Origin of the sequence: Pseudoalteromonas tunicata, assembly GCF_002310815.1 — a bacterium.
GTDB classification, from domain to species: Bacteria; Pseudomonadota; Gammaproteobacteria; order Enterobacterales; family Alteromonadaceae; genus Pseudoalteromonas; species Pseudoalteromonas tunicata.
This window is the reverse complement of the sequence record NZ_CP011032.1, coordinates 1,764,146-1,784,630: the sequence shown is the minus strand read 5'-3', so window position 1 is coordinate 1,784,630 and position 20,485 is coordinate 1,764,146. Positions and strand designations below refer to the sequence as shown.

At 39.6% G+C, this 20,485-nt stretch carries 15 protein-coding genes; 7 read left to right on the top strand and 8 right to left on the bottom strand.

The window, feature by feature from the left end; all coding sequences use genetic code 11:
- Positions 1 to 25 precede the first annotated feature (25 nt).
- Positions 26 to 1,174, top strand: coding sequence for a cupin domain-containing protein (locus tag PTUN_RS08140; RefSeq protein WP_009839761.1), 1,149 nt, complete (start codon positions 26 to 28; stop codon positions 1,172 to 1,174).
- Positions 1,175 to 1,187: 13 nt separating this feature from the next.
- Positions 1,188 to 1,646, top strand: a complete 459-nt coding sequence (locus PTUN_RS08135) for a GNAT family N-acetyltransferase (RefSeq protein ID WP_009839760.1) — start codon at positions 1,188 to 1,190, stop codon at positions 1,644 to 1,646.
- On the opposite strand, the gene PTUN_RS08130 is transcribed toward PTUN_RS08135, so the two are convergent.
- From PTUN_RS08130 to PTUN_RS08115, 4 genes are all read right to left on the bottom strand, one after another.
- Positions 1,630 to 2,058, bottom strand: coding sequence for a DUF4826 family protein (locus PTUN_RS08130; RefSeq protein ID WP_009839759.1), 429 nt, complete (start codon positions 2,056 to 2,058; stop codon positions 1,630 to 1,632). The genes PTUN_RS08135 and PTUN_RS08130 overlap by 17 nt on opposite strands.
- 196 nt (positions 2,059 to 2,254) lie before the next feature.
- Positions 2,255 to 3,487 (bottom strand): lipoprotein-releasing ABC transporter permease subunit, encoded by a 1,233-nt coding sequence (locus PTUN_RS08125; protein ID WP_009839758.1) that lies wholly within the window; start codon positions 3,485 to 3,487, stop codon positions 2,255 to 2,257.
- Positions 3,484 to 4,182, bottom strand: a complete 699-nt coding sequence (lolD, locus tag PTUN_RS08120) for a lipoprotein-releasing ABC transporter ATP-binding protein LolD (protein WP_009839756.1) — start codon at positions 4,180 to 4,182, stop codon at positions 3,484 to 3,486. The genes PTUN_RS08125 and lolD overlap by 4 nt, the downstream gene beginning before the upstream one ends.
- On the bottom strand, positions 4,175 to 5,389 hold the full coding sequence (locus tag PTUN_RS08115) for a lipoprotein-releasing ABC transporter permease subunit (protein ID WP_009839755.1): 1,215 nt from the start codon (positions 5,387 to 5,389) through the stop codon (positions 4,175 to 4,177). The genes lolD and PTUN_RS08115 overlap by 8 nt, the downstream gene beginning before the upstream one ends.
- A 282-nt stretch (positions 5,390 to 5,671) precedes the next feature.
- Between PTUN_RS08115 and PTUN_RS08110 the strand changes: the two genes are divergently transcribed.
- The 3 genes from PTUN_RS08110 (at position 5,672) to PTUN_RS08100 (ending at position 9,868) form a co-directional block, all read left to right on the top strand.
- Positions 5,672 to 7,336, top strand: coding sequence for a SulP family inorganic anion transporter (locus PTUN_RS08110; protein ID WP_009839754.1), 1,665 nt, complete (start codon positions 5,672 to 5,674; stop codon positions 7,334 to 7,336).
- A 77-nt stretch (positions 7,337 to 7,413) separates the two neighbouring features.
- On the top strand, positions 7,414 to 8,163 hold the full coding sequence (locus tag PTUN_RS08105) for a substrate-binding periplasmic protein (RefSeq protein ID WP_009839753.1): 750 nt from the start codon (positions 7,414 to 7,416) through the stop codon (positions 8,161 to 8,163).
- A gap of 166 nt (positions 8,164 to 8,329) precedes the next feature.
- Entirely contained in the window at positions 8,330 to 9,868 is a 1,539-nt protein-coding gene (locus PTUN_RS08100) for an AbgT family transporter (RefSeq protein ID WP_009839752.1), read from the top strand.
- 55 nt (positions 9,869 to 9,923) lie between these two features.
- Here the strand turns inward: PTUN_RS08100 and upp are convergent, their stop codons facing one another.
- The 4 genes from upp to PTUN_RS08080 all read right to left on the bottom strand — a co-directional run bounded on the left by upp (position 9,924) and on the right by PTUN_RS08080 (position 15,867).
- Positions 9,924 to 10,556, bottom strand: coding sequence for a uracil phosphoribosyltransferase (upp, locus tag PTUN_RS08095; RefSeq protein ID WP_009839751.1), 633 nt, complete (start codon positions 10,554 to 10,556; stop codon positions 9,924 to 9,926).
- Between the two features lie 39 nt (positions 10,557 to 10,595).
- The gene (locus tag PTUN_RS08090; RefSeq protein ID WP_009839750.1) at positions 10,596 to 11,231 is read right to left on the bottom strand and encodes a lysoplasmalogenase; all 636 of its coding nucleotides are present in this window, start codon (positions 11,229 to 11,231) and stop codon (positions 10,596 to 10,598) included.
- Positions 11,232 to 11,335: 104 nt separating this feature from the next.
- Complete coding sequence (locus tag PTUN_RS08085; protein WP_009839749.1) at positions 11,336 to 14,203, bottom strand: TonB-dependent receptor; 2,868 nt, start codon at positions 14,201 to 14,203, stop codon at positions 11,336 to 11,338.
- A 1,067-nt stretch (positions 14,204 to 15,270) separates the two neighbouring features.
- On the bottom strand, positions 15,271 to 15,867 hold the full coding sequence (locus PTUN_RS08080) for a TetR/AcrR family transcriptional regulator (protein WP_009839748.1): 597 nt from the start codon (positions 15,865 to 15,867) through the stop codon (positions 15,271 to 15,273).
- Between the two features lie 155 nt (positions 15,868 to 16,022).
- Here PTUN_RS08080 and PTUN_RS08075 point away from each other — a divergent pair, with 155 nt between their 5' ends.
- Together PTUN_RS08075 and PTUN_RS08070 are read left to right on the top strand one after the other, a co-directional pair.
- A complete protein-coding gene (locus PTUN_RS08075) occupies positions 16,023 to 17,213 on the top strand; it encodes an efflux RND transporter periplasmic adaptor subunit (protein WP_009839747.1) in 1,191 nt (396 codons plus the stop codon).
- 2 nt (positions 17,214 to 17,215) lie between these two features.
- Positions 17,216 to 20,377 carry an efflux RND transporter permease subunit gene (locus PTUN_RS08070; protein ID WP_009839746.1) on the top strand — a complete coding sequence of 1,054 codons (3,162 nt, stop codon included), beginning with the start codon at positions 17,216 to 17,218 and terminating at the stop codon, positions 20,375 to 20,377.
- Positions 20,378 to 20,485 lie beyond the last annotated feature (108 nt).

Below are 20,485 nucleotides of genomic sequence, written 5' to 3'. Positions count from 1 at the left end.
TTTTGCTCTAAAGCGGGATATATTCATGTTTCAATTGTCGATTAATGACCTAAGCCAAGCCGAATTTTTAAGCCAATACTGGCAAAAAAAACCTTTATTAATTAAACAAGGGTTTCGTAATTTCCAAGACCCTATTTCACCTGATGAATTAGCTGGTCTGGCACAAGAAGAATGCATTGAGTCTCGGATCATCACAAATACAAATGACAAGTGGAAAGCGCATCACGGTCCATTTGAAGAATTTGATTTACTCACAGCAACCCATTCAACATTATTAGTCCAAGCAGTTGATCATTGGCATCCTGATTCGGCGCAATTACTTGAACCATTCAGATTTATTCCAAATTGGCGTATTGATGATCTGATGATTTCATTTTCAACGCCAGGTGGTGGTGTTGGCCCGCATTTAGACCAATATGATGTTTTTATTATCCAAGGTGAAGGGAAGCGTCATTGGCGTGTTGGCTTAGCAGAGCAATCACTTGAGGAAGTAATCCCATGTAAAGATTTACTGCAAATAACCGCTTTTGAAGCAGTGATTGATGCCGTATTAGAACCTGGTGATATTTTATATATTCCACCAGGTTGCCCACATGAAGGTTACGCAGTTGAGAATGCACTCAATTACTCTGTCGGGTTTCGCGCGCCAAATCAAATCGATATGCTCTCATCATTGAGTGATTATTTAATTGATCAAGAATTAGGTAAACAACGCTATAGCGACCCAGCTATTGAAGTGCCAAAATCGATTGGTGAGTTAAAAGCCAATGAATTTGAACAAATAAAACAATTGCTGTTAAAACAAATTGAAGATGAAAGTAGTTTAAAACTTTGGTTAGGCCAATTTTTATCTACCGCTAAACATGATATGGATTTAATTGCACCTGAAGACGCCTACACTACAGATGAAGTACTTGGACTTATTGAAGAAGCAGGCACAGTGTTTTATCGCATTGGTGGACTGCGCGCAATCTATCAAATTCAAGCAGAAAATATAATTTTAAGTATCAACGGACAAAATTATATTCTTCCAATAGATCAATTAGATGATGCAAAATTGTTAACAGATTTCCCATTAATGACATCCGACCAGTTAAAAAGTTCAATGGAAAGCCCTATTTTTATCGATACCTTGACTACACTTATGAACGAGGGTTATTGGTTTATCGAATAATGTGAGGGTTTCCATGTCTTATCATGTTCAGCAAGTTAATTGGCATAATAGCAATAAAATACTAAGAGCGTTACGCGAAAAAGTATTTGTTTGTGAATACCACATTCCGCAAAATGTTGAATTTGATACGTTAGATAGCCTAGCAAAACACATTATTCTAACTAACGAAAACGATGCGGTGATTGCAACAGGACGCTTAAGTGACGATGGCTTAATGAGCCGTGTTGCTGTGCTGGCAAGTCACCGCAATCAGCAAGTGTATCATTTAGTATTTAGTTACTTAGTTGAAATTGCAAAGCAGCAAGGGATAAAACAAGTATCGTTTAACTGTATTTTGCAAGAAACAGAACGGTTTTTAAACGCGGGATTTACCGCTCAAGGCCATGTTTTTATGGAAGCAGGGATCCCAAGACTGCGCTTGAGTTGCCCTGTTTCAAATTTTAATCCTGAGCCATTTACTTTGGTTCATTAGCCCAAAGCTCATCTTTCTCGTAAAACTCATATAAACCATGAGCACGGTTTATCAGTAAGTTTGCAAAATCAAGTTGTGTCTTATCACGAACACCAGCATGAACAATTTGATCTGCCTTTAATTGCCACTGCAGTGAAAAATAACGAATTGCTTCTCGCGCCGTAGCAGCTGCAGATATTTCAGCATGATCAGTCGGTAAACGCCCTGCAATGACCCAATAAGTTCGACCATTTTGCGCTTTGATTTTCCACACCGCAAAAAAAGGCGCTAAATAACGACTTTCTTTATCAAAAATAGACTGTGGCACAATACCACGCTCAGCTAGATGTTTTTGTGAGCTCGCTAATGTATCGCGCTGCCAATTAGCAATTTGTTGTTCTGTTAATTGTTGTTCTTGTGTTGCTTCACTCATCACTTTCCCCTTTTAGCGTTTTCGCTACTCTAAGATGTTATCAGGCTGTTATCAAGTAATTGCAGCTATTGAACCATACAATACAGCGTGTTTGCTCAGTATCTAAACAAATCGCTCAATTACTGAGAGGTATTGCTTTCCTTCTTGAGTTATCAGTGAGTTCAAATGGCTTTAACGCCTTTAAATCTCTTAAATATTATTGGCCCAGCACCTTAGCAGGATCGATTCGACTTGCCTGCCACGCAGGGTAGATAGTCGCAATACTCGTCATAATAAAAGTAACCAGTAACGTGACCGCAATATCAGAAACGACCAGCTTTGAAGGTAAAAATTCAACAAAATAAACCCCCGCTAGCACATTTGTACCTGATAATTGATTCCACCATAAAAAGATATCGGGCAAGCTTAAAGCTAAACCAACACCAAGCAATGTGCCGCCAAGCATCCCAACAAACGCTTGAAACATACCATGGAGCATAAATGTCATAATAATCATGCGATCAGTTGCCCCCATGGTTTTTAAAATAGCAATATTGCTTTGTTTTTCTTTCACTTCCATCACTAACGTCGAGACGATGTTAAAGCTTGCAACGGCAATAATTAAAAAAACCACTAAATAAATAATCGTTCTGACCATTTGGATATCTTGATACAGGTTGCCTTGGCTACGAAACCAAGTATTGACATAAACATAGTCATTTAATTCACTGCCAATAGACATCGCAGTACGGTGAGCGTTAAAGACATCATATAATTTCAACCGTAAGCCCATAACTTGATCTGCGCTTAAATCGAGTAAGTCTTGTGCTTGAGACAGATGAATTAAACCTGTGGAATGATCGACCGGGCCACCCATCGCAATTTGGCCCACCACGACCAAACGCAACTTTTTAGCCGCAGCAAGGTGATCACTTTTAGTGTTTAAATTAGGCAGGAGTACCGTAATACTGTCACCGATGTTGACACCTAGCGCTTCAAAAATTTGCTTACCTAAAATTATTTGCCCTTTTTGCAGGGCTTGAAGTGGTGTTGGACTAATGAATTTACCAATATCAGAGACTTCAGTTTCAAAAGCGGGATCGATTGCACTGACTTCGACTGCTTTTAATTCATTTTTAAACTGGGCCATGCCATTGAGTTTAATAAAAGGCGATGCAGCGGCAACTTCGCTATGATCTGCAAGTTGTTTTACTTTGCTTGGCCAATTATTAATTGGGCGATTAGGTGCTTCATATTCAACATGAGGTACAACTGCAAGTAAGCGTTCAACTAGTTGCTGCTCAAAACCATTAAAAACAGACAGAGCAACAATCAGCACCGCAATACCAAGCCCTATCCCAGCGCTCGACGCTTTACCAATAAAACCGATAAAACCATTATCGCGCTTGGCTTTTCGAAAGCGCTGGCTTAAAAAAAGACTTAAATTCAAGCGATTGCCTCTTGAGTCTGAATTTTGAGCACCCCATCGTCTAAAAATGCTGTTTTATTAAGCTTGGCAGCAAGTTCCAAATCATGGGTCACAACAATAAAACTAGTTTTTAACGATAGATTAAGCTCTTGAATTAAATTATAAATATTGAGAGCATTTTGTTTATCTAAATTACCGGTTGGTTCATCAGCCAAGACCAAATCAGGTTCACTCACTAACGCACGAGCAATCGCTACCCGCTGCCTTTCACCGCCTGAGAGCTCTGATGGTTTATGGTTAATGCGATGGCCAAGACCAACACGCTCAAGCATGGCACTGGCTTTTATTTTGGCCTGTTCTGCTTTCATTCCACCGATTAATAACGGCATAGCCGTATTTTCAAGCGCGGTAAATTCCATCAGTAAATGATGAAATTGATAAATAAAACCAAGATGTTGATTACGAAACTTTGCTTGAGCATTACGACTAAGTTGACTGATATCTTGTCCCATAATGGTCATAGAGCCACTTGAAGCGTTATCTAAAGTCCCCAAAATATGTAATAACGTACTTTTACCCGAGCCTGAGCTGCCGACAATTGCCAATGTTTCGCCTTGCAGCAACGTCAGATCGACGCCTTTTAAAACATGAGTACTTTGATTACCATCTTGATAAATTTTATCTATGTTTTGACATTGAACAACACATTTACTCATACCTTAATACCTCTGCTGGGCGAACTCCTGCCGCTTTCGCGGCTGGATACAGAGTGGCCAAAAAACTCATTGCTAAACTGGCCACAAAAATGATTGCAAGTTGATCTGGTTCAAATAACACAGGCAATGCAACCCCACCTAAAAAATGAATACCCACGGCTGATAAAATTGGATTAATATTCGCGGCCAACAACAATCCTAAAATGCCGCCAATTACAGTACCAAATACGCCGTTATAAAGACCTTGTACGATAAACACAATTTGAACTTGGCCCGGTGTTAGGCCTATGGTTTGTAAAATTGCCACTTCAGACTGCTTTTCACCTACCATCATGATCAGTGCTGAGACAATATTAAATACCGCAACTAAAATAATTAGGCCTAGTAACAACGACATAATTCGTTTTTCCATTGCCACAGCGCTGAATAGTGCCCCTTGAACACTGCGCCAATCTGTAACATTAAAACCGTCAATCAATTCGGGATGACGTGTTAATAATTCGTCGACTAAAAAAGCATCATCTAGTTGAATGGCAATATCGGGGATGGTATTTGCATCTTGTTTAAGTAAACGCGCAACATATTCACCGCCCGTGAATGCGATAGCCGTATCAACTTCTGAGCCGGTCGAAAAAGTCGCCACCAAAGTAAACAAGCGCTGGCTAGGAACACGCCCTGCAGGAGTGTAATTGGCCGCACTGGGTACAAGCACTCGTATTTGCTCGCCCACCCGCAATTGCAATTTACTTGCAAGATACTGACTCATTGCAATGCTGTAGCGCTGCTCAAACAAGGCTTGCCAGCGTCCTTGCGTCACTGTATTAACAATGGCTTCAAATTGGGTCGGTTGATACAACCCTTGTAACAAAATTGGCCGAATATCGGCACTACTTTGCAATAACGCCTCAGCTTTAATATAAGGTGCTATCGATTTTATCGGTGATGTCGCCTGCCATTTTTCATTAAAAGCAGTAATTTCAGCCAGGCTTTGATCGTTTTTTGCTAGGGTTAAATGCGGAATATAACCGAGCATGGTCTGTTTCAGTTTATCTTCAAATCCATTCATTACTGAAACCACAGTAATGAGGGCCATTAAACCCAGACTTATGCCAGTGATCGAAAAAAAAGAAATGAAAGAAATAAAGGCGTTGCCTTTGGCTGCGCGACTATACCGTAAGCCAATAAACAAACTAACAGGTTGAAACATGCGTATAAAATCCTGTGTATAAACAAGTACAAGGCAATAAGATTTGATTCTAACATTAAACTAATTCTAAGCTCACTAGTTAAAAGGCGCTAACGTGTAAAATTGTGTAACACACCTCTCGTTTACTGCCATTTGCCCGTATGAAAAATTATTTAGGCTTTAATGCACATTTTTACAGTGCTCTGATCAGTCGTAATTTTTGGTCTGATTTAGCTCCAAAGACTACCATCATCGAGTAAGGGTGTTAAAATGCCCGCGCTTTTATTCTAAGAGGTAAGAACATTGTCATTTCAACGGTTTAAAAAATTAAGTATTAAAGGCGATTTATTTGGTGGTGTCACCACTGCGATAATTTCTTTACCGTTAGCACTTGCGTTTGGTGTGGCATCTGGAGCAGGCGCTGAAGCCGGCATTTGGGGCGCTATTTTAGTCGGTTTATTTGCCGCTTTATTTGGCGGCTCAACATCGCTTATCTCTGAACCGACCGGCCCAATGACTGTTATTATGACAGCCATTTTAACCACTATGGTGGCAAAATACCCAGAACAAGGCGCAGCTATTGCCTTTACAGTCGTTATGATGGCTGGCGCATTTCAAATTTTGCTTGGTGCACTCAAACTTGGCAAATACGTTACTTTAATGCCTTACAGTGTTATTTCAGGTTTTATGTCTGGCATTGGTGTGATTTTAATTATTTTGCAACTTGCACCTTTACTTGGGCACGCAGCCCCTGCTGGCGGTGTGCTTGGCACCATCAAGCATTTACCAGACATTATATTAGACCTTCATTTTGCAGAATTACTACTCGGTGCCATGACGCTTGGCATTTTATTTTACCTACCTAAAAAATATCGCCGCTATGCTCCACCTCAATTAGTCGCATTAGTCTGCGTCACGTTAGTGTCAATTATTTTATTTGATCATGATTCAATTCGTCGCATTGGTGAAATTCCAAATAGTTTGCCCGCGTTAGTTTTTCCGGTTTTCACCTGGGATTTACTGACCACCATGTTAATTGATGCCTTAGTCCTTGGGACCTTGGGCTGTATTGATACATTACTGACTGCTGTTATTGCTGATAGCTTAACGCGTACCGAGCATGACTCAAATAAAGAGCTAATTGGTCAAGGCATTGCCAACATGACTTCTGGATTATTTGGTGCACTGCCTGGCGCCGGTGCAACAATGGGCACTGTTGTTAATATCCAAGTTGGGGCACGCTCACCGCTCTCGGGGATCATTCGGGCTCTGATTTTAATGCTAGTTGTTTTTGTTGCTGGCAGTTTGACTGAACCTATCCCTATGGCGGTTTTAGCGGGTATTGCTGTTTATGTAGGGCTTAATATTTTAGATTGGAGCTTTTTACAACGCGCTCATAAAGTGAGTATTCAACAAACAATTATTATGTACGGTGTAATGTTTTTAACTGTGTTTGTTGATTTGATTGTTGCTGTCGGATTAGGCGTCTTCATCTCCAATGTATTGGTGATAGAACGCCTAAGTCGCGAGCAAGCAAAAAACGTCAAAGCTATCAGCGATGCAGATGACGACGACGTGCCTCTGACCCCAACACAACGTAGCCTTCTTGATAAAGCAAATGGTCAGGTTTTATTCTTTTACTTATCGGGGCCTATGATTTTTAGTGTCTCCAAAGCAATCACCAGACAACATAGTAGCGTCAGTCGATATCAAGTAATGATCTTAGATTTAAGTGACGTTCCTATGATTGATATGACCGTTGGACTTGCTCTTGAAAATGCAATCAAAGATGCCATTGATGCACAGTGCCAAGTTATAATTTATTCGCCAAATCCAGATGCAAATGACAAATTAAAACGGCTACGGGTTGATGAACTCATTCCTTCTGCGCATTTTGTTGATAGCCGTACGGCAGCATTAAAATTGGCTTTATCTAAATTAGAAAGCACACCAGAGTTCAACATTTAATTAACAACTAATTGAATTTGGGCTTGACCTATCAGTGATTTTGCCAATATTGTGTACGTCCAAGCAAAGGAGTACACATGTTGGCTTTTAGAAACACTATTGCAGTTTTTTTTATCATTGCATGGCCTCTTAGCGCCTCTCAAACTATCCACTTTGTTGCTGAAGAATTACCGACTTTTCATTATTACGATGCCAATCATGAAGCTAAAGGTGCATTGGTTGAGGTAATAAATAGCTTAATACGCCATACGCCTTTTCAAGCCAATATAGAATTAATGCCTTTTGCCCGCGCTTACCATTTAGCTCAGCACCAACCAAATACATACTTATTCTCGGTATTAAGAACTCCTAATAGAGAAAATCAATTTAGTTGGATTGGGCAAACCTATAAATCGACCGCCTTTTTAGTTGGCATGAAAACCAACAAAATACAGTTAACTAGCTTAGAACAAGCCAAACAATATACCTTAGGTACTATCAGAGGTTATTACAGTGAAACATTTTTAAAGAATAATGGCTTTGAAGAAGATAAAAATTTAGTACTGAGTGTTAACTTTGACTCAATGTGGCATCAATTATTTAAACACCGTATCGATTATGTCCTTACTAACAATATTGCGCTAGAGCGTGAATTAAAAAGTGCTAATTTGTCTCCCTATGAAATAGAACAAAAACTAGCTTTGGTCGATTTTCCTCATGATTTATTTATTGCCACCGACTTAAATTCAGACCCAAATATAAATAGCCAACTAGCAAGTGCGCTTGAGACCATAAAAACCAATGGAGAGTATCAAGTAATTTTAAGCAAATGGCAGTTGCAACCATAACAAAAAAGTCATTTTTTCATCAATTTCTATCTGTAACTCCAGCAGCTTAGACTTTTTCAATTTTAATGTGTAATTTAACCTAACAATCATACTTTTTATCTTGTTATTATTTCGTTTTTACCTGAAAAAGGTCAATATTCAGGTAAATAGAACTTTGGATTTAGATATGGATAATTCAATAAAAGAAAAACCGAGTTTAATAAATCGATTTTTAAACTCAATCGAACGCATTGGGAATACCTTACCCGATCCTGCCATGATATTTTTAATGGCCATGCTACTCATTTGGCTATTATCTGCCCTATTTTCCAATACCCAGTTTGATGCCATAGATCCGAGAACAGGAGCACCTATTGTCATTCATAACTTACTCAGTGGCGATGCGTTAGCTTCATTTTTATCCTCAATGGTTAAAACTTTCACTACCTTTGCACCACTGGGTGTAGTGCTTGTTGCCATGCTTGGTGTTGGGGTTGCTGAGCACTCTGGTTTTATCAATACCAGTTTGAAATTAATGCTCAAGCGTATCCCTAAATTTTTATTAACTCCCTCTATTATACTCATCGCGATTGTCAGCCATACTGCAACCGATGCAGGATACGTATTAGTTATTCCATTAGCCGGGGTTATTTTTTATGCCATGGGGAGACACCCCCTTGCCGGTATTGCAGCGGCGTTTGCCGGTGTTAGCGGTGGTTTTGGCGCCAACTTTATTCCATCAGGTATTGACCCATTACTACAAAGCTTTACGCAAAGTGCTGCCCGAATTATCGATCCTGAAATTATTGTAAATCCACTAAATAACTGGTTTTTTGCTTCAGCATCGAGTCTATTTATTGTGCTCTTAGGGTGGTATATCACAGATAAAATCATCGAACCTCGCTTAGCTAAAACAAAAGTGGATGGTGATACCAATGAACTGCCATCGTTTGATGAAGCAACTCCGCTTGAAAAACGTGGCTTTATAATTGCTGTTTCAGTGATGCTAGCCGGCATTGCCCTACTTGCTTATACCTCATCTTTACCAAACTCGGCGCTTCGCAGTGCTAATGGTTCGTTAACTGAATTTAGTGCGCCACTGATGCAATCTATTGTGCCACTCATATTTTTACTGTTTTGGATCCCTGGTGCTGTTTATGGTTTTGTCACCGGTAGCTTCAAATCAAGTAAAGACATGATTAATGCGATGAGTAAATCAATGGCTTCGATGTCGTACTATATTGTTATGGCATTTTTCTGTGCGTTATTTATTGCGGCATTTGCTACATCAAACCTAGGTGCCTTAATGGCAATCGAGGGAGCTGAAGTATTAAAAGCACTTGCATTACCAAGTACGGTAACCATAGTTGGGATTATTTTCTTAACCGCATTTGTGAATTTATTTGTTGGTTCAAGTTCTGCAAAGTGGGCGTTACTCGGCCCAATTTTTGTGCCTATGTTAATGCAATTGGGGATCTCACCTGATTTATCACAAGCGGCTTATCGCGTAGGTGACTCTAGTTCTAACATTATCACGCCGCTGATGCCTTACTTCCCGCTCGTTGTGGTGTATTGCCAAAAATATGTTAAAGATACTGGCATTGGAACCCTAATTTCGCTGATGTTACCTTATTCAATTGCGTTTCTGATTGGTTGGACTTGCTTTTTACTCGCTTACTGGGCAATTGGAATTCCACTTGGCTTACAAGCTAGTTATCAGTATTAATTAAATCAAAAAAAAGGGCTAACCGCCCTTTTTTGTTTTATATCACAGCTTTTTACTATAAATGCTTGGTGCCAAATATCTTATCACCAGCATCACCTAAACCAGGAATAATATACCCTTGCTCATTCAAATGGCTGTCTATCGCTGCGGTTAACACAGTAACGTCTGGATACGCTTGGCTGACTTTTTTAATCCCTTCAGGTGCTGCAACTAACACCAAAGCTTTTATTGAGGTGCAACCTGCTTGTTTGAGTAAATCAATCGTTGCTATAAGCGAGCCTGCAGTTGCAAGCATTGGGTCAATGATAAACGCTGTGCGCATCGCCAAATCTGGTACTAACTTTTCGAAATAAGAGACTGGTTCTAATGTTTCTTCATTACGGTAAATACCCACTACACTGATTTTTGCGCTAGGAATAAGCTCTAGTACACCATCGAGCATGCCAATGCCTGCGCGTAAAATAGGCACAACTGTCAATTTTTTCCCGCTGATCCGTTGCCCTGTCATTGGCCCATTCCAACCTTGATACTCAAAAGTTTCAAGTGGTAAATCTTGGCATGCTTGATAGGTTAATAAGCTAGATATTTCATTACTAAGCTGGCGAAATTCGCGAGTACTTATATCACTATGGCGTAATAAACTCATTTTATGAGCAATGAGAGGATGCTCAACTAACTGTACAGTCATACTGTATTCCTATAATTTTGAACGGGTAAAGCACAAAGGCTAGTATGGCAAAAGTGACAGCACCAATAAAGTTTGTGCAAGATAATAACTGACCAATACCACACCATGAGAATAGCGCCAATTTTTTACAAAACGAGAAAAACCCAGCACCGAATCTGAAAACATAAACAGCACGGCCCCGATTAAAGCCATGCGCCCTGCTGTTGTTGACTCAAAGGCAAAATAAAAACTACTCGCGGCAATAACCATCAGCTGTAGTACCGAACCATAAGCTAACACCGCCCATTTTAATGAACCCGCTTTTGGCCAGACTTGTGACATATAAACAGAGCCAATGATCAATAAAGGAATTATAAAATAAAACTCTAAGGTGAGTGATGTATTTGTTGTAAACCAAGCGATATAACATAAGTGCGCAGCAAAAAAACTTTGTAATCCTGCTAAAAATCGGTCTGACTTTAACATTAAAAAGATATCACCTAGTAAAGAAAATCCAAGAGCGACCAATACCAGTAGGGTTAAAGGTTGTGCGGAATTATATAAACTGAGCGCTAAAGCAATAATACTTAAGGTTGTTAGCGGTTTAAAAATATAGCAAAGCTTCCAATATGACTTATGATCAGCCCAGATATGAATAACAGCCAAAATGGTTGTCAAAATAAAATATAAAATCATGATGTTAGCTTTATTAGAGTAGACATCCTAATTGTAACAAAACTTATTAACAGGCACAAAAAAAGCGGCACTAAGCCGCTTTAATCTAGCTTAACTGCTAATACTTAGAAGCTATAAGCAACTTGAGTATAGAAGAAACGACCAATATTATCGTAACTTGCAGTTCCTGCGCCTGTACCATTTGTAACACCTGGTAAATCACGGTCAAACAAGTTATCAATACCCACAGTAACTGCTACATTCGAATCGAACGTATAACCTGCACTGATGTCAGTAACTACGTAGCTGCCATATGACATAATATCAGATGGATCTGGGTTTGTTACTAGGTCTTGCGCACTGTTTAAGTCCACTGCACTTAAATAACGAGTTTTCCACGTACCATTCCAGTTATCACGTGAATAAGCAACCGTGAAGTTATGCTGCCACTGAGCTTCACCCACAGTACCTGCATTTTGTTCAAAATCGTCAGGGTTATTTTGGAATGAGAATGTTTTACGCGATTTTAAATATGTACCAATTAATTTAGTCTTAAATGCACCACCAAAAGCATCAAAATCATAACCTAATTCAAAATCAACCCCTTGTGCAGTTTGAGCTGCAACGTTTTGGCTGATAGAAGTAATTAACTTAAGTTCTTTTGTGGCTGTATCACGTTGAATAAGCTTACAGAACTGATTATCGATACCATTTGAGGCGTCAACACAACGGTCTAGCACATCTTGGGCCGATACAGCTGAAATTGCATCATCAATATCAATTGACCAGTAATCCACAGTTACGACAAAACCATTTATAAAGTCAGGCTCATACACTAAACCAGCGGTAAAACTAGTTGACTCCTCTGGTTTTAAATCTGGATTACCGCCATTTAGACCTTCAATGCTAGATGCTGTAGCAGTAGGATCAAAATCAGCCGGAATACCTAATGCAGCACAGTTAGCAACACGAATAGCTGATTGCGCATACTCTGCACCACATGGATCGTTTACACGGAAATAGGTTTGGTTTTGTGGGCCAAATAATTCACCGATATTCGGGGCACGTAATGCGATTGAATAAGTGCTGCGAGCGCGCACTTCATCATTCACTGTCCAATCAAGACCGGCTTTCCAGCTTGTTGCTGAACCAATTGAGCTGTAATCAGCATAACGAATAGCAAAATCAAATACTAAATCTTGGATCAAGAATTGATCAACCAATAAGGGAACCGTTACTTCAGCAAATACTTCTTTAACATTAAACTGGCCGTGCTCTTCTTGTAATGCATTTAAGAATGTGGCGCCCGTTGCTGCAAACTCATCTGGCACACTGTCACTTTGCTCTTTACGGTATTCAACACCCGCGGCAAAACCAACAAAACCTGCTGGTAAATCAATTAGGCTGCTGTTAGCAATACTTGCATTAAATACGGTTTGTTTAATCGTTGATTCAGAAACAGAGCTGGTATTAAACCATGCTTTTGCCGCATCGTTTACCGCACCGTAACCAAAAATACTGGTTGGTACACAACCCGCTGCACGTGCTGCAACATCACGACATACCGCTTGACCATCGACTAATACCGCATCAATACTTTGCGCAAAGTTTTTACGAATTAGATTGTTGTAGTTAGTTTGAGTCAGCTTAGTTTCACCATGCAAACCATAAGCTTCAAAGCTCCAATCATCATTCATGAAACCTTCAACACCTGAAACAATTCGCACTGTTTCACGCTCATTATTTTCAATACGACGGCCTGCATCTTTGTTAAAACGATGAATATCAATCGAATCTAGGCCATTATTATTCATCAAGGCACGTAAGCTGCTATCAATATAGGCGTTATCTTTTTTGATATTTAATGCAGAACCATATTCAAAAAATGATGGTTGGCCCACACTGTCACCTTGGCTGTTTACATATTTGGCATCAGCATACGCAGAAACTTGGTCAGTAATGTCGTAGTTAGTTTTAACGTTTACATTGTAACGCTTAAATTCTGGCTGTAAGTCACTATATTCAACCAAATTTAAAATTTCACAGTTTGTGCAACGCCCCCACTCACCATAAGTAGTACCCAAATTTTGTGGGCGTACAGAACCATCCGGGTTAAAGATATACCAATTTACATTGTCACCATCTTCTACGTAAAAGTTACCTGCGATTGAACTATCGTACCAACCCGTATTTGCTACGGTAATACGATCTGGAATGCCATCATGGATAGTATTACCATTTTCATCTTTTGAGTCTTTATTGGCAGAATTTTTAACTTCCATATAAGGTGTGCGTGTTTGGTCACGCTCAGTAGCATTAATTGAATTTTGACCTGAAAATTCTACTGCAATTGCTGCATTACCACGACCATCTGCGTAATCAGAACCATAAGAAAAGCTGAATTTATGATTTTTGTACGGGCTATCTTCTGCCTTACCCGCAGTCACGCTCACGTCTAATCCCGTGATGTCTTTTTTCAAACGAAAGTTTACAACACCCGTTACAGCATCGGCACCATAAACAGCTGACGCACCACCGGTAATGATTTCAACAGACTCAACCCAAGCAGTTGGAATAGTATTAGTATCAACTGATGCAGAGCCTGCACTACTTGAAACATGACGTTTACCATCAACTAAAACCAGTGTACGGTTTGCACCCATGCCACGTAAATCAAGTAAGCTTAAACCTGCAGTACCAATATAATTACCTGAATTTGCAAGTGAATAAGTATTAGCAAGCGCAGGTAATTCATTTAATGCTTCACCTAAATTCATTGCACCTGTTGCTAAAAGTTCTTTACCGCTAATAGAAGTCACTGGTGATGGCGCAATTGCACCTTCACGTAAAATACGTGAACCCGTTATTTGAACACGTTCGATATTGGCTTCGGCTTCAGCGGCAAAAGTCGTTGTGCTGGTTGTTGCTGCAGCAATAGTTAATGACGCAAGACTAAATTGGATAGCGCGAGCTATTGAAGTTTTTTGTAACATAATTCCTCGAATAAATAACAAGTGTTAAATAATAAATGCAAAGTTGTTAACTTTAAAATGCTAATTTTATTGATTAAATCACCCTTATACTGGGTATAAATATCTTACATTAAAATGCGACTTTACTAGATTTAAATGCACTTTTTTTAGTTTAATTACCATAAAAAAGATTGAAAAACACACAGAAACATATCTAAACTGCTTTACTATAAAAACTTCTGATTAATTAACAACCAAAAACCATCAGAGAAATTTATTTCCATTTGTTAATTTTGAAAATAAATTTCTTATATTATTAGCCACAAAAACACTACATTAATTAACACATCACTCAAAATTAGCTTAGATTATTGACAATATTATTAACTTATTAGATTAAAAAAGGATATAAAAGCAGTTATAAAGTTGTAGTCATATGGTTTTTTGTAAATAAAAAAACAAAATAAAAACCAATTATTAACATTGTAGATAATTTATCAATTAAAATACTATAACCTCAACAAGATGATTAACCTTAACCCTAGCTAAAAATTTTCTAACGCCATGAATTAAAGATAAATATCAAATAGTCTCTTGTAAAATCATGGATTGTAACCAACAAAATTGCGGATTTAATCGACAAGGGTGAATCTCTCACTCATCATTAAAATAAAAATAATGTTCAAAATAGTGAATTGAGCCAGCTTTATTATTCAAATTTCGTGTAAATGGTATTAAATAACCTCAATAATGGATAATAATTTTTTGCAATTATTTTCATCGCTAGCAGCCTTCAAAACCGCTAGCTAGAGATGAAAACTTAGATATTTACTTCTAATTGTATGTATTGCTAAACCTCTTATGCAGAAATGAGGTTAAATAAGCATTTAAAAATGTATACCTTTTTTATTTATCAGAACAGATGGGTATTTATTCAAGCTATCAGCTGATAAAACGATGGCTAAACACAGTTAAAGTAAATTATGTGTTATAAATTAATATAATGTGACAAAGATTGGATATAGCTAGAAATGGTAGGGCTATTTAAGGCTTGGGTTACTTGGGATTCAAAGTAACCCAAATATTAACTATTGCTTTAAACCTTTTTCGAAAAATAAACAGGTTTGATTAATGAGGTGACTGAGCTCTTCCTCGTTGACTTGATGTTGCCAACGAATAGCTTGATCCCAAAATGTCATTTTTTTGATCCCACCAAAAAATAACGAGGCAGTTAGCTTTGCATCAAATAGCCCAAGTGCACCAGCAAGCTCTGCTTGTATAAACCAGCTATGTAAACCTTGCTCACACCCTTTAAATTGCTCATCGAGCCTTTTGGCCCTACTTTCAGAGCGCATTGATTCAATTATAACTATCTTTGATAAACGCATATAATCAGGATCGGCCGATAAACCTATCGATAATTGCGCAAGTTGTTTTAGCTGCTCACGCACGGGCACGTCCGATTGATATTGCACTTCGGGCAAGTTTGCCAAGCGTTGAAATAATAAAGCAACAACCGCATCAAATAATGCATCTTTTGATGAATAGTGTTTATATAATGTACGTTTAGAAACGTTTGCTCGAGTGGCAATCGCTTCCATTGTCGTGGCGACCATGCCTTTTTTTGCAAATTCCGTTATTGCAGCGCATAACACATCGTTATGTTTATCGACGCTTCTAACCATGACAGCCCCTTTTTAAAAGTGTGGCGATTATAACAAATAAAAAAAAGAAATCTTGTTAATTTGTATACGGTATCGTTTACCTTCTTCTTATAAGCGTATACACTATCGTTTACTTTGTCGACTTAACGTTCAAATTTATCTGGAGCTTTTATTATATGAATTCAGTTACACAAGTTCGTCCTCGTACGCTACTCGCTTTGGCCATGGTGGGTCTGCTAAGTGCGTGCTCCGAACAAGCGCCAGCACCAGCTCATTCGATGCCACCAGCTCAAGTTACTGTATTAGAAGTAAAACCTACTACAGCCTCTTTTACGATTGAACTACCTGCAACCTTAACAGGTTCAAAAGAAGTCCAAGTCCGCTCTCGTGTTGCCGGTATTTTAGAATCTCGCAATTTTGCTGAAGGTGAACGCGTTCAAGCAGGTCAATCACTTTTTACCATCGATTTACAACCGTTTAAATTAGCCTTGTCTTTAAGCCAAGCCGATTTACAAGGTGCTAAAGCTAGACTTGCTCAAACTGTTCGCGAAGTTGAGCGTCTTAAAACATTACGTGCAGAAAAATCAGTATCACAACGTGATTATGATACAGCAGTGTCAGATTATGAAATCGCTCAAGCACAAGTAAAGTCGAGTGAAACTCGCTTACAAGAAGCTGAGTTGAATTTACAATATGCGCAAGTTCAATCACCAATTAAAGGGGTATTAGGCCGAGAGTTTGTTTCTGAAGGGACTTATGTTCCTGGTCCTGAATTATTACTCACGCAAATCACTCAACTTGATCCTATGTTATTACGATTTGGTTTTTCAGAGCGTGAGCAACTGCAAATGCGTGATGATGTTACCACAGGTCAACTCACCTTACCCAAAGATGGTCATTGGAAAACAGACATTCAATTACAAAATGGCCGCGCTTATCCGCTTTCAGGTACGGTTAACTTTAGCGATGTACGTATAAATCCAGCAACCGGTACAAGCGAATTTCAAGCCGTTGTGCCAAATCCAGATTATCAACTTCGCTCAGGTCAGTTTGTTAAAGTAATTCTAAGTGGTGCAGAGCGTAATAATGTCTTTGTGATCCCACAACGTGCAGTACTTGATAATGGTATGGGTAAATTTGTTTATCGTTATATCAGTAATGAACAAGGCCAAACGATTGCAAGCCCAACACCAGTAGAAGTAGGTGAATGGACTAAGTTCAACCAAGACCATCAAGCCGAAAATAGTTGGATTATTCGTAAAGGCTTAAATGCTGGCGATAAAGTAATTGTTGATGGTGTCGCTCGGATTTTCTTCCCTGGCATGCCCGTTCAATTAGCCGCCACAGATAGCGCTCACAAGGAATAAATATGTTTTCTCGTTATTTTATCGATAGGCCCATTTTTGCCTTTGTGATTTCAATTGTGTTGGTGCTTGCAGGCCTTGCGGCCATGCGTGCCTTACCCATCGCACAATATCCTGAAATCGCTCCTCCCGTTGTTCAAGTAACGGCGGTATATCCTGGCGCGTCGGCTCAAGTGCTTGAGCAAACAGTTGCTGCACCAATTGAAAATGCCATCACAGGTGTGGAAGGCATGATGTATATGTCATCAACATCAACCAGTTCAGGTGTCACAACCATTGAAGTAACCTTTGAGATTGGCACTGATGTTGACCAAGCTGCGGTAAATGTAAATAACCGTGTAAAACAAGTAGAAGCGCGCTTGCCCGAAGAAACCCGCCGCCAAGGTGTGATTGTTCAAAAAGGGTCTTCGAGCTTTTTACAAGTACATGCGTTTTATTCACCGGATGGTAGTCGTGAGTCATTGTGGACATCAAATTATGTCACTATGAATATTCTTGATCGCATCAAGCGTATTCCTGGTACGACCAACGTACAAATTTTTGGTGCCAAAGATTATGCGATGCGTATTTGGCTGCGCCCAGATTTAATGAGCCAGCTTAAAATTACAGTTGATGATGTTACCCACGCGGTACGTCAGCAAAACTCGCAATATGCGGCAGGTAAAATTGGCTCAACACCAACATCGTCAAGCCCACAAGAAATAGTCTACAGTGTCACTGCACAAGGTCGATTATCAACTCCAGAAGAGTTTGCTAATATTATCGTTCGTGCCAATCCTGATGGCAGTAATTTACGTTTAAAAGACATAGCGCGTGTTGAACTTGGCTCAAAAGACTATGACTTTGAAGGTACGATTAATGGTAAGCAAGCTGTCTTACTCGGTATTTTCTTACAACCTGGCGCTAATGCGTTAGATGTTGCGGCTGAAGTAAACCAAACCGTTGCTGAAATTAAAGAGCAATTCCCTACTGGCTTAGCGCATCTTACACCATACGACACCACGCGTTTTGTTGAAGTATCCATTCGAGAAGTAATGAAAACCCTAGTAGAAGCCATGGTATTGGTATTCTTAGTGGTGTATTTATTCTTACAAAACTGGCGTGCCACGTTAATTCCAACCCTTGCAGTGCCAGTATCATTACTAGGCACATTTGCGGGTCTTTATATGCTTGGCTACTCAATTAATACCTTAACATTATTTGGTATGGTGCTTTCAATTGGTATCGTGGTTGATGATGCAATCGTTGTGCTTGAAAACGTTGAGCGTTTAATGCACGAGGAAAAACTAAGCCCGCGTGATGCTGCCATTAAAGCCATGCAAGAAGTAAGTGGTCCTGTGGTCGCAATTGTATTGGTTCTGTGTTCGGTATTTGTGCCAATTGCATTTTTAGGTGGCTTAACAGGCGAATTATTCCGCCAATTTGCGATTACTATTTCGATTGCAGTCAGTTTGTCTGGAGTCGTTGCACTGACCATGACACCAGCGCTATGTGTATTAATCTTAAAACCTGAGCATAAACAAACGGCTGGATTTTTTGTTTGGTTTAATAAACGCTTTCATGCCATGACAGGTGGTTATGTTAATGCGGTAAGCTTTTTTGTTCGCCGCGGCATTTTAGGTTTTGTGCTTGTTGCTGGCATGGTGTTCATTACCATAGGATTGTGGCAAAAAACGCCTGGCTCGTTAGTACCTGATGAAGACCAAGGTTTCTATATTTCAGCAGTCTTTTTACCTGATGGTGCATCGCTTGAGCGTACTGAAAAAGTAGTCGCAGAAGTGATTGCAGCAGCAAAATCAAATCCAGCTAATGAAAATGTCATTGCTTTTACTGGTTTTGACTTTATTGGTGGTGGTTATAAAAGCTCGGCTGCAACCTTGTTTGTGACGCAAAAACATTGGGACGAACGTCAAGTTACCTCGCAGCAACTCGTTGGTGAGTTGTTTATGAAAACAGCTTCGATTAAAGAAGCCTTAGTGCTTGCCTTTAATCCACCACCCATTTTTGGTTTAGGTAGCACAGGTGGTTTTGAGTTTTATATTCAAAACAAAGGCGCTGGCGGCCCTGAAAAGCTTCAGCAAGCCATGGGAGCCATGATGGGGGCTGCGCAACAAAGCCAAATTGTTTCAGGCATTCAAACCTTGTGGCGCCCAAATACACCGCAGCTCAAAGTAAATGTAGACCGTGAACAAGCCCATGCAATGGGAATTGAACTCAACGATGCATTTAGCGCCCTTGCGGGTACTTTAGGTACAGCTTACATTAACGATTTTAATAAGTTTGGTCGTGCTTGGCAGGTATTAATGTCGGCTGAGGCTGAGTTTAGAATGTCACCTGAGGACATTGGTCGCATTTATGTTAAAAATAAACAAGGCGATATGGTGCCGATTTCAGCCTTTACCAGCATCGACCATAGCCGAGGCCCAGATAGCTTAAATCGTTATAACAATTTACCTGCGGTTAAATTATTTGGTAATGCAGCACCAGGATACAGCTCAGGTCAAGCGATTGCTGAAATCGAACGCTTAGCCAAAGAGGTACTTCCAGCTGATATGACCTATGACTGGACAGGCACTGCCTTTCAAGAAAAACGCAGTTCTGGTACCACCGGACTTGCGTTAACGCTGGCAGTTATTATGGTGTTCTTAATTTTAGCCGCCTTGTATGAGCGCTGGTCTTTGCCATTGTCAGTATTACTTGCCCTACCATTTGGTACGTTTGGTGCGCTGATTGCCATTTGGATTGCAGGCATGACTAACGATGTTTATTTCCAAATTGGTTTAGTTACACTGCTTGGTCTTGCCAGTAAAAATGCCATCTTAATTGTTGAATATGCGCTAATGAAGTACCAACAAGGTTGGTCTGCAAGTGCCGCAGCACTTGAAGCGGCTCGTTTACGTTTTAGACCTATCATCATGACCTCACTTGCATTTATTTTAGGCGTTGTGCCTTTGGTATTAAGCTCTGGTGCCGGTGCAGGTGCCCGCCATAGTGTTGGAACTGGGGTGATGGGCGGTATGATGGCCGCAACATTCTTAGCTATCTTTTTTGTACCTTTGTTCTTTTATTGGTTAACCCAACGTCGTTTGTTTGAGCCTCGTTCAAAAACGGAACTACAAGCAGAGATAGTTGAGCATCATAAAAAAGAACACGTTGAAATTGACTAAAGCCAATTTTTAAACAAAATAATGATTAGTCTTAAAGAGCAGGCAAAATGCCTGCTCTTTTTTTTAATTTTTAACGTATTGAGGTGTTTAACCTACCGTGTTTGTATA

Bases quoted from the DNA above. Each gene is read 5' to 3' on its own strand.
- PTUN_RS08140 (WP_009839761.1), top strand. From the start codon at position 26: ATGTTTCAATTGTCGATTAATGACCTAAGCCAAGCCGAATTTTTAAGC.
- PTUN_RS08135 (WP_009839760.1), top strand. From the start codon at position 1,188: ATGTCTTATCATGTTCAGCAAGTTAATTGGCATAATAGCAATAAAATA.
- PTUN_RS08130 (WP_009839759.1), bottom strand. From the start codon at position 2,058: ATGAGTGAAGCAACACAAGAACAACAATTAACAGAACAACAAATTGCT.
- lolD (WP_009839756.1), bottom strand. From the start codon at position 4,182: ATGAGTAAATGTGTTGTTCAATGTCAAAACATAGATAAAATTTATCAA.
- PTUN_RS08115 (WP_009839755.1), bottom strand. From the start codon at position 5,389: ATGTTTCAACCTGTTAGTTTGTTTATTGGCTTACGGTATAGTCGCGCA.
- PTUN_RS08105 (WP_009839753.1), top strand. From the start codon at position 7,414: ATGTTGGCTTTTAGAAACACTATTGCAGTTTTTTTTATCATTGCATGG.
- PTUN_RS08100 (WP_009839752.1), top strand. From the start codon at position 8,330: ATGGATAATTCAATAAAAGAAAAACCGAGTTTAATAAATCGATTTTTA.
- upp (WP_009839751.1), bottom strand. From the start codon at position 10,556: ATGACTGTACAGTTAGTTGAGCATCCTCTCATTGCTCATAAAATGAGT.
- PTUN_RS08090 (WP_009839750.1), bottom strand. From the start codon at position 11,231: ATGATTTTATATTTTATTTTGACAACCATTTTGGCTGTTATTCATATC.
- PTUN_RS08085 (WP_009839749.1), bottom strand. From the start codon at position 14,203: ATGTTACAAAAAACTTCAATAGCTCGCGCTATCCAATTTAGTCTTGCG.
- PTUN_RS08080 (WP_009839748.1), bottom strand. From the start codon at position 15,867: ATGGTTAGAAGCGTCGATAAACATAACGATGTGTTATGCGCTGCAATA.
- PTUN_RS08075 (WP_009839747.1), top strand. From the start codon at position 16,023: ATGAATTCAGTTACACAAGTTCGTCCTCGTACGCTACTCGCTTTGGCC.
- PTUN_RS08070 (WP_009839746.1), top strand. From the start codon at position 17,216: ATGTTTTCTCGTTATTTTATCGATAGGCCCATTTTTGCCTTTGTGATT.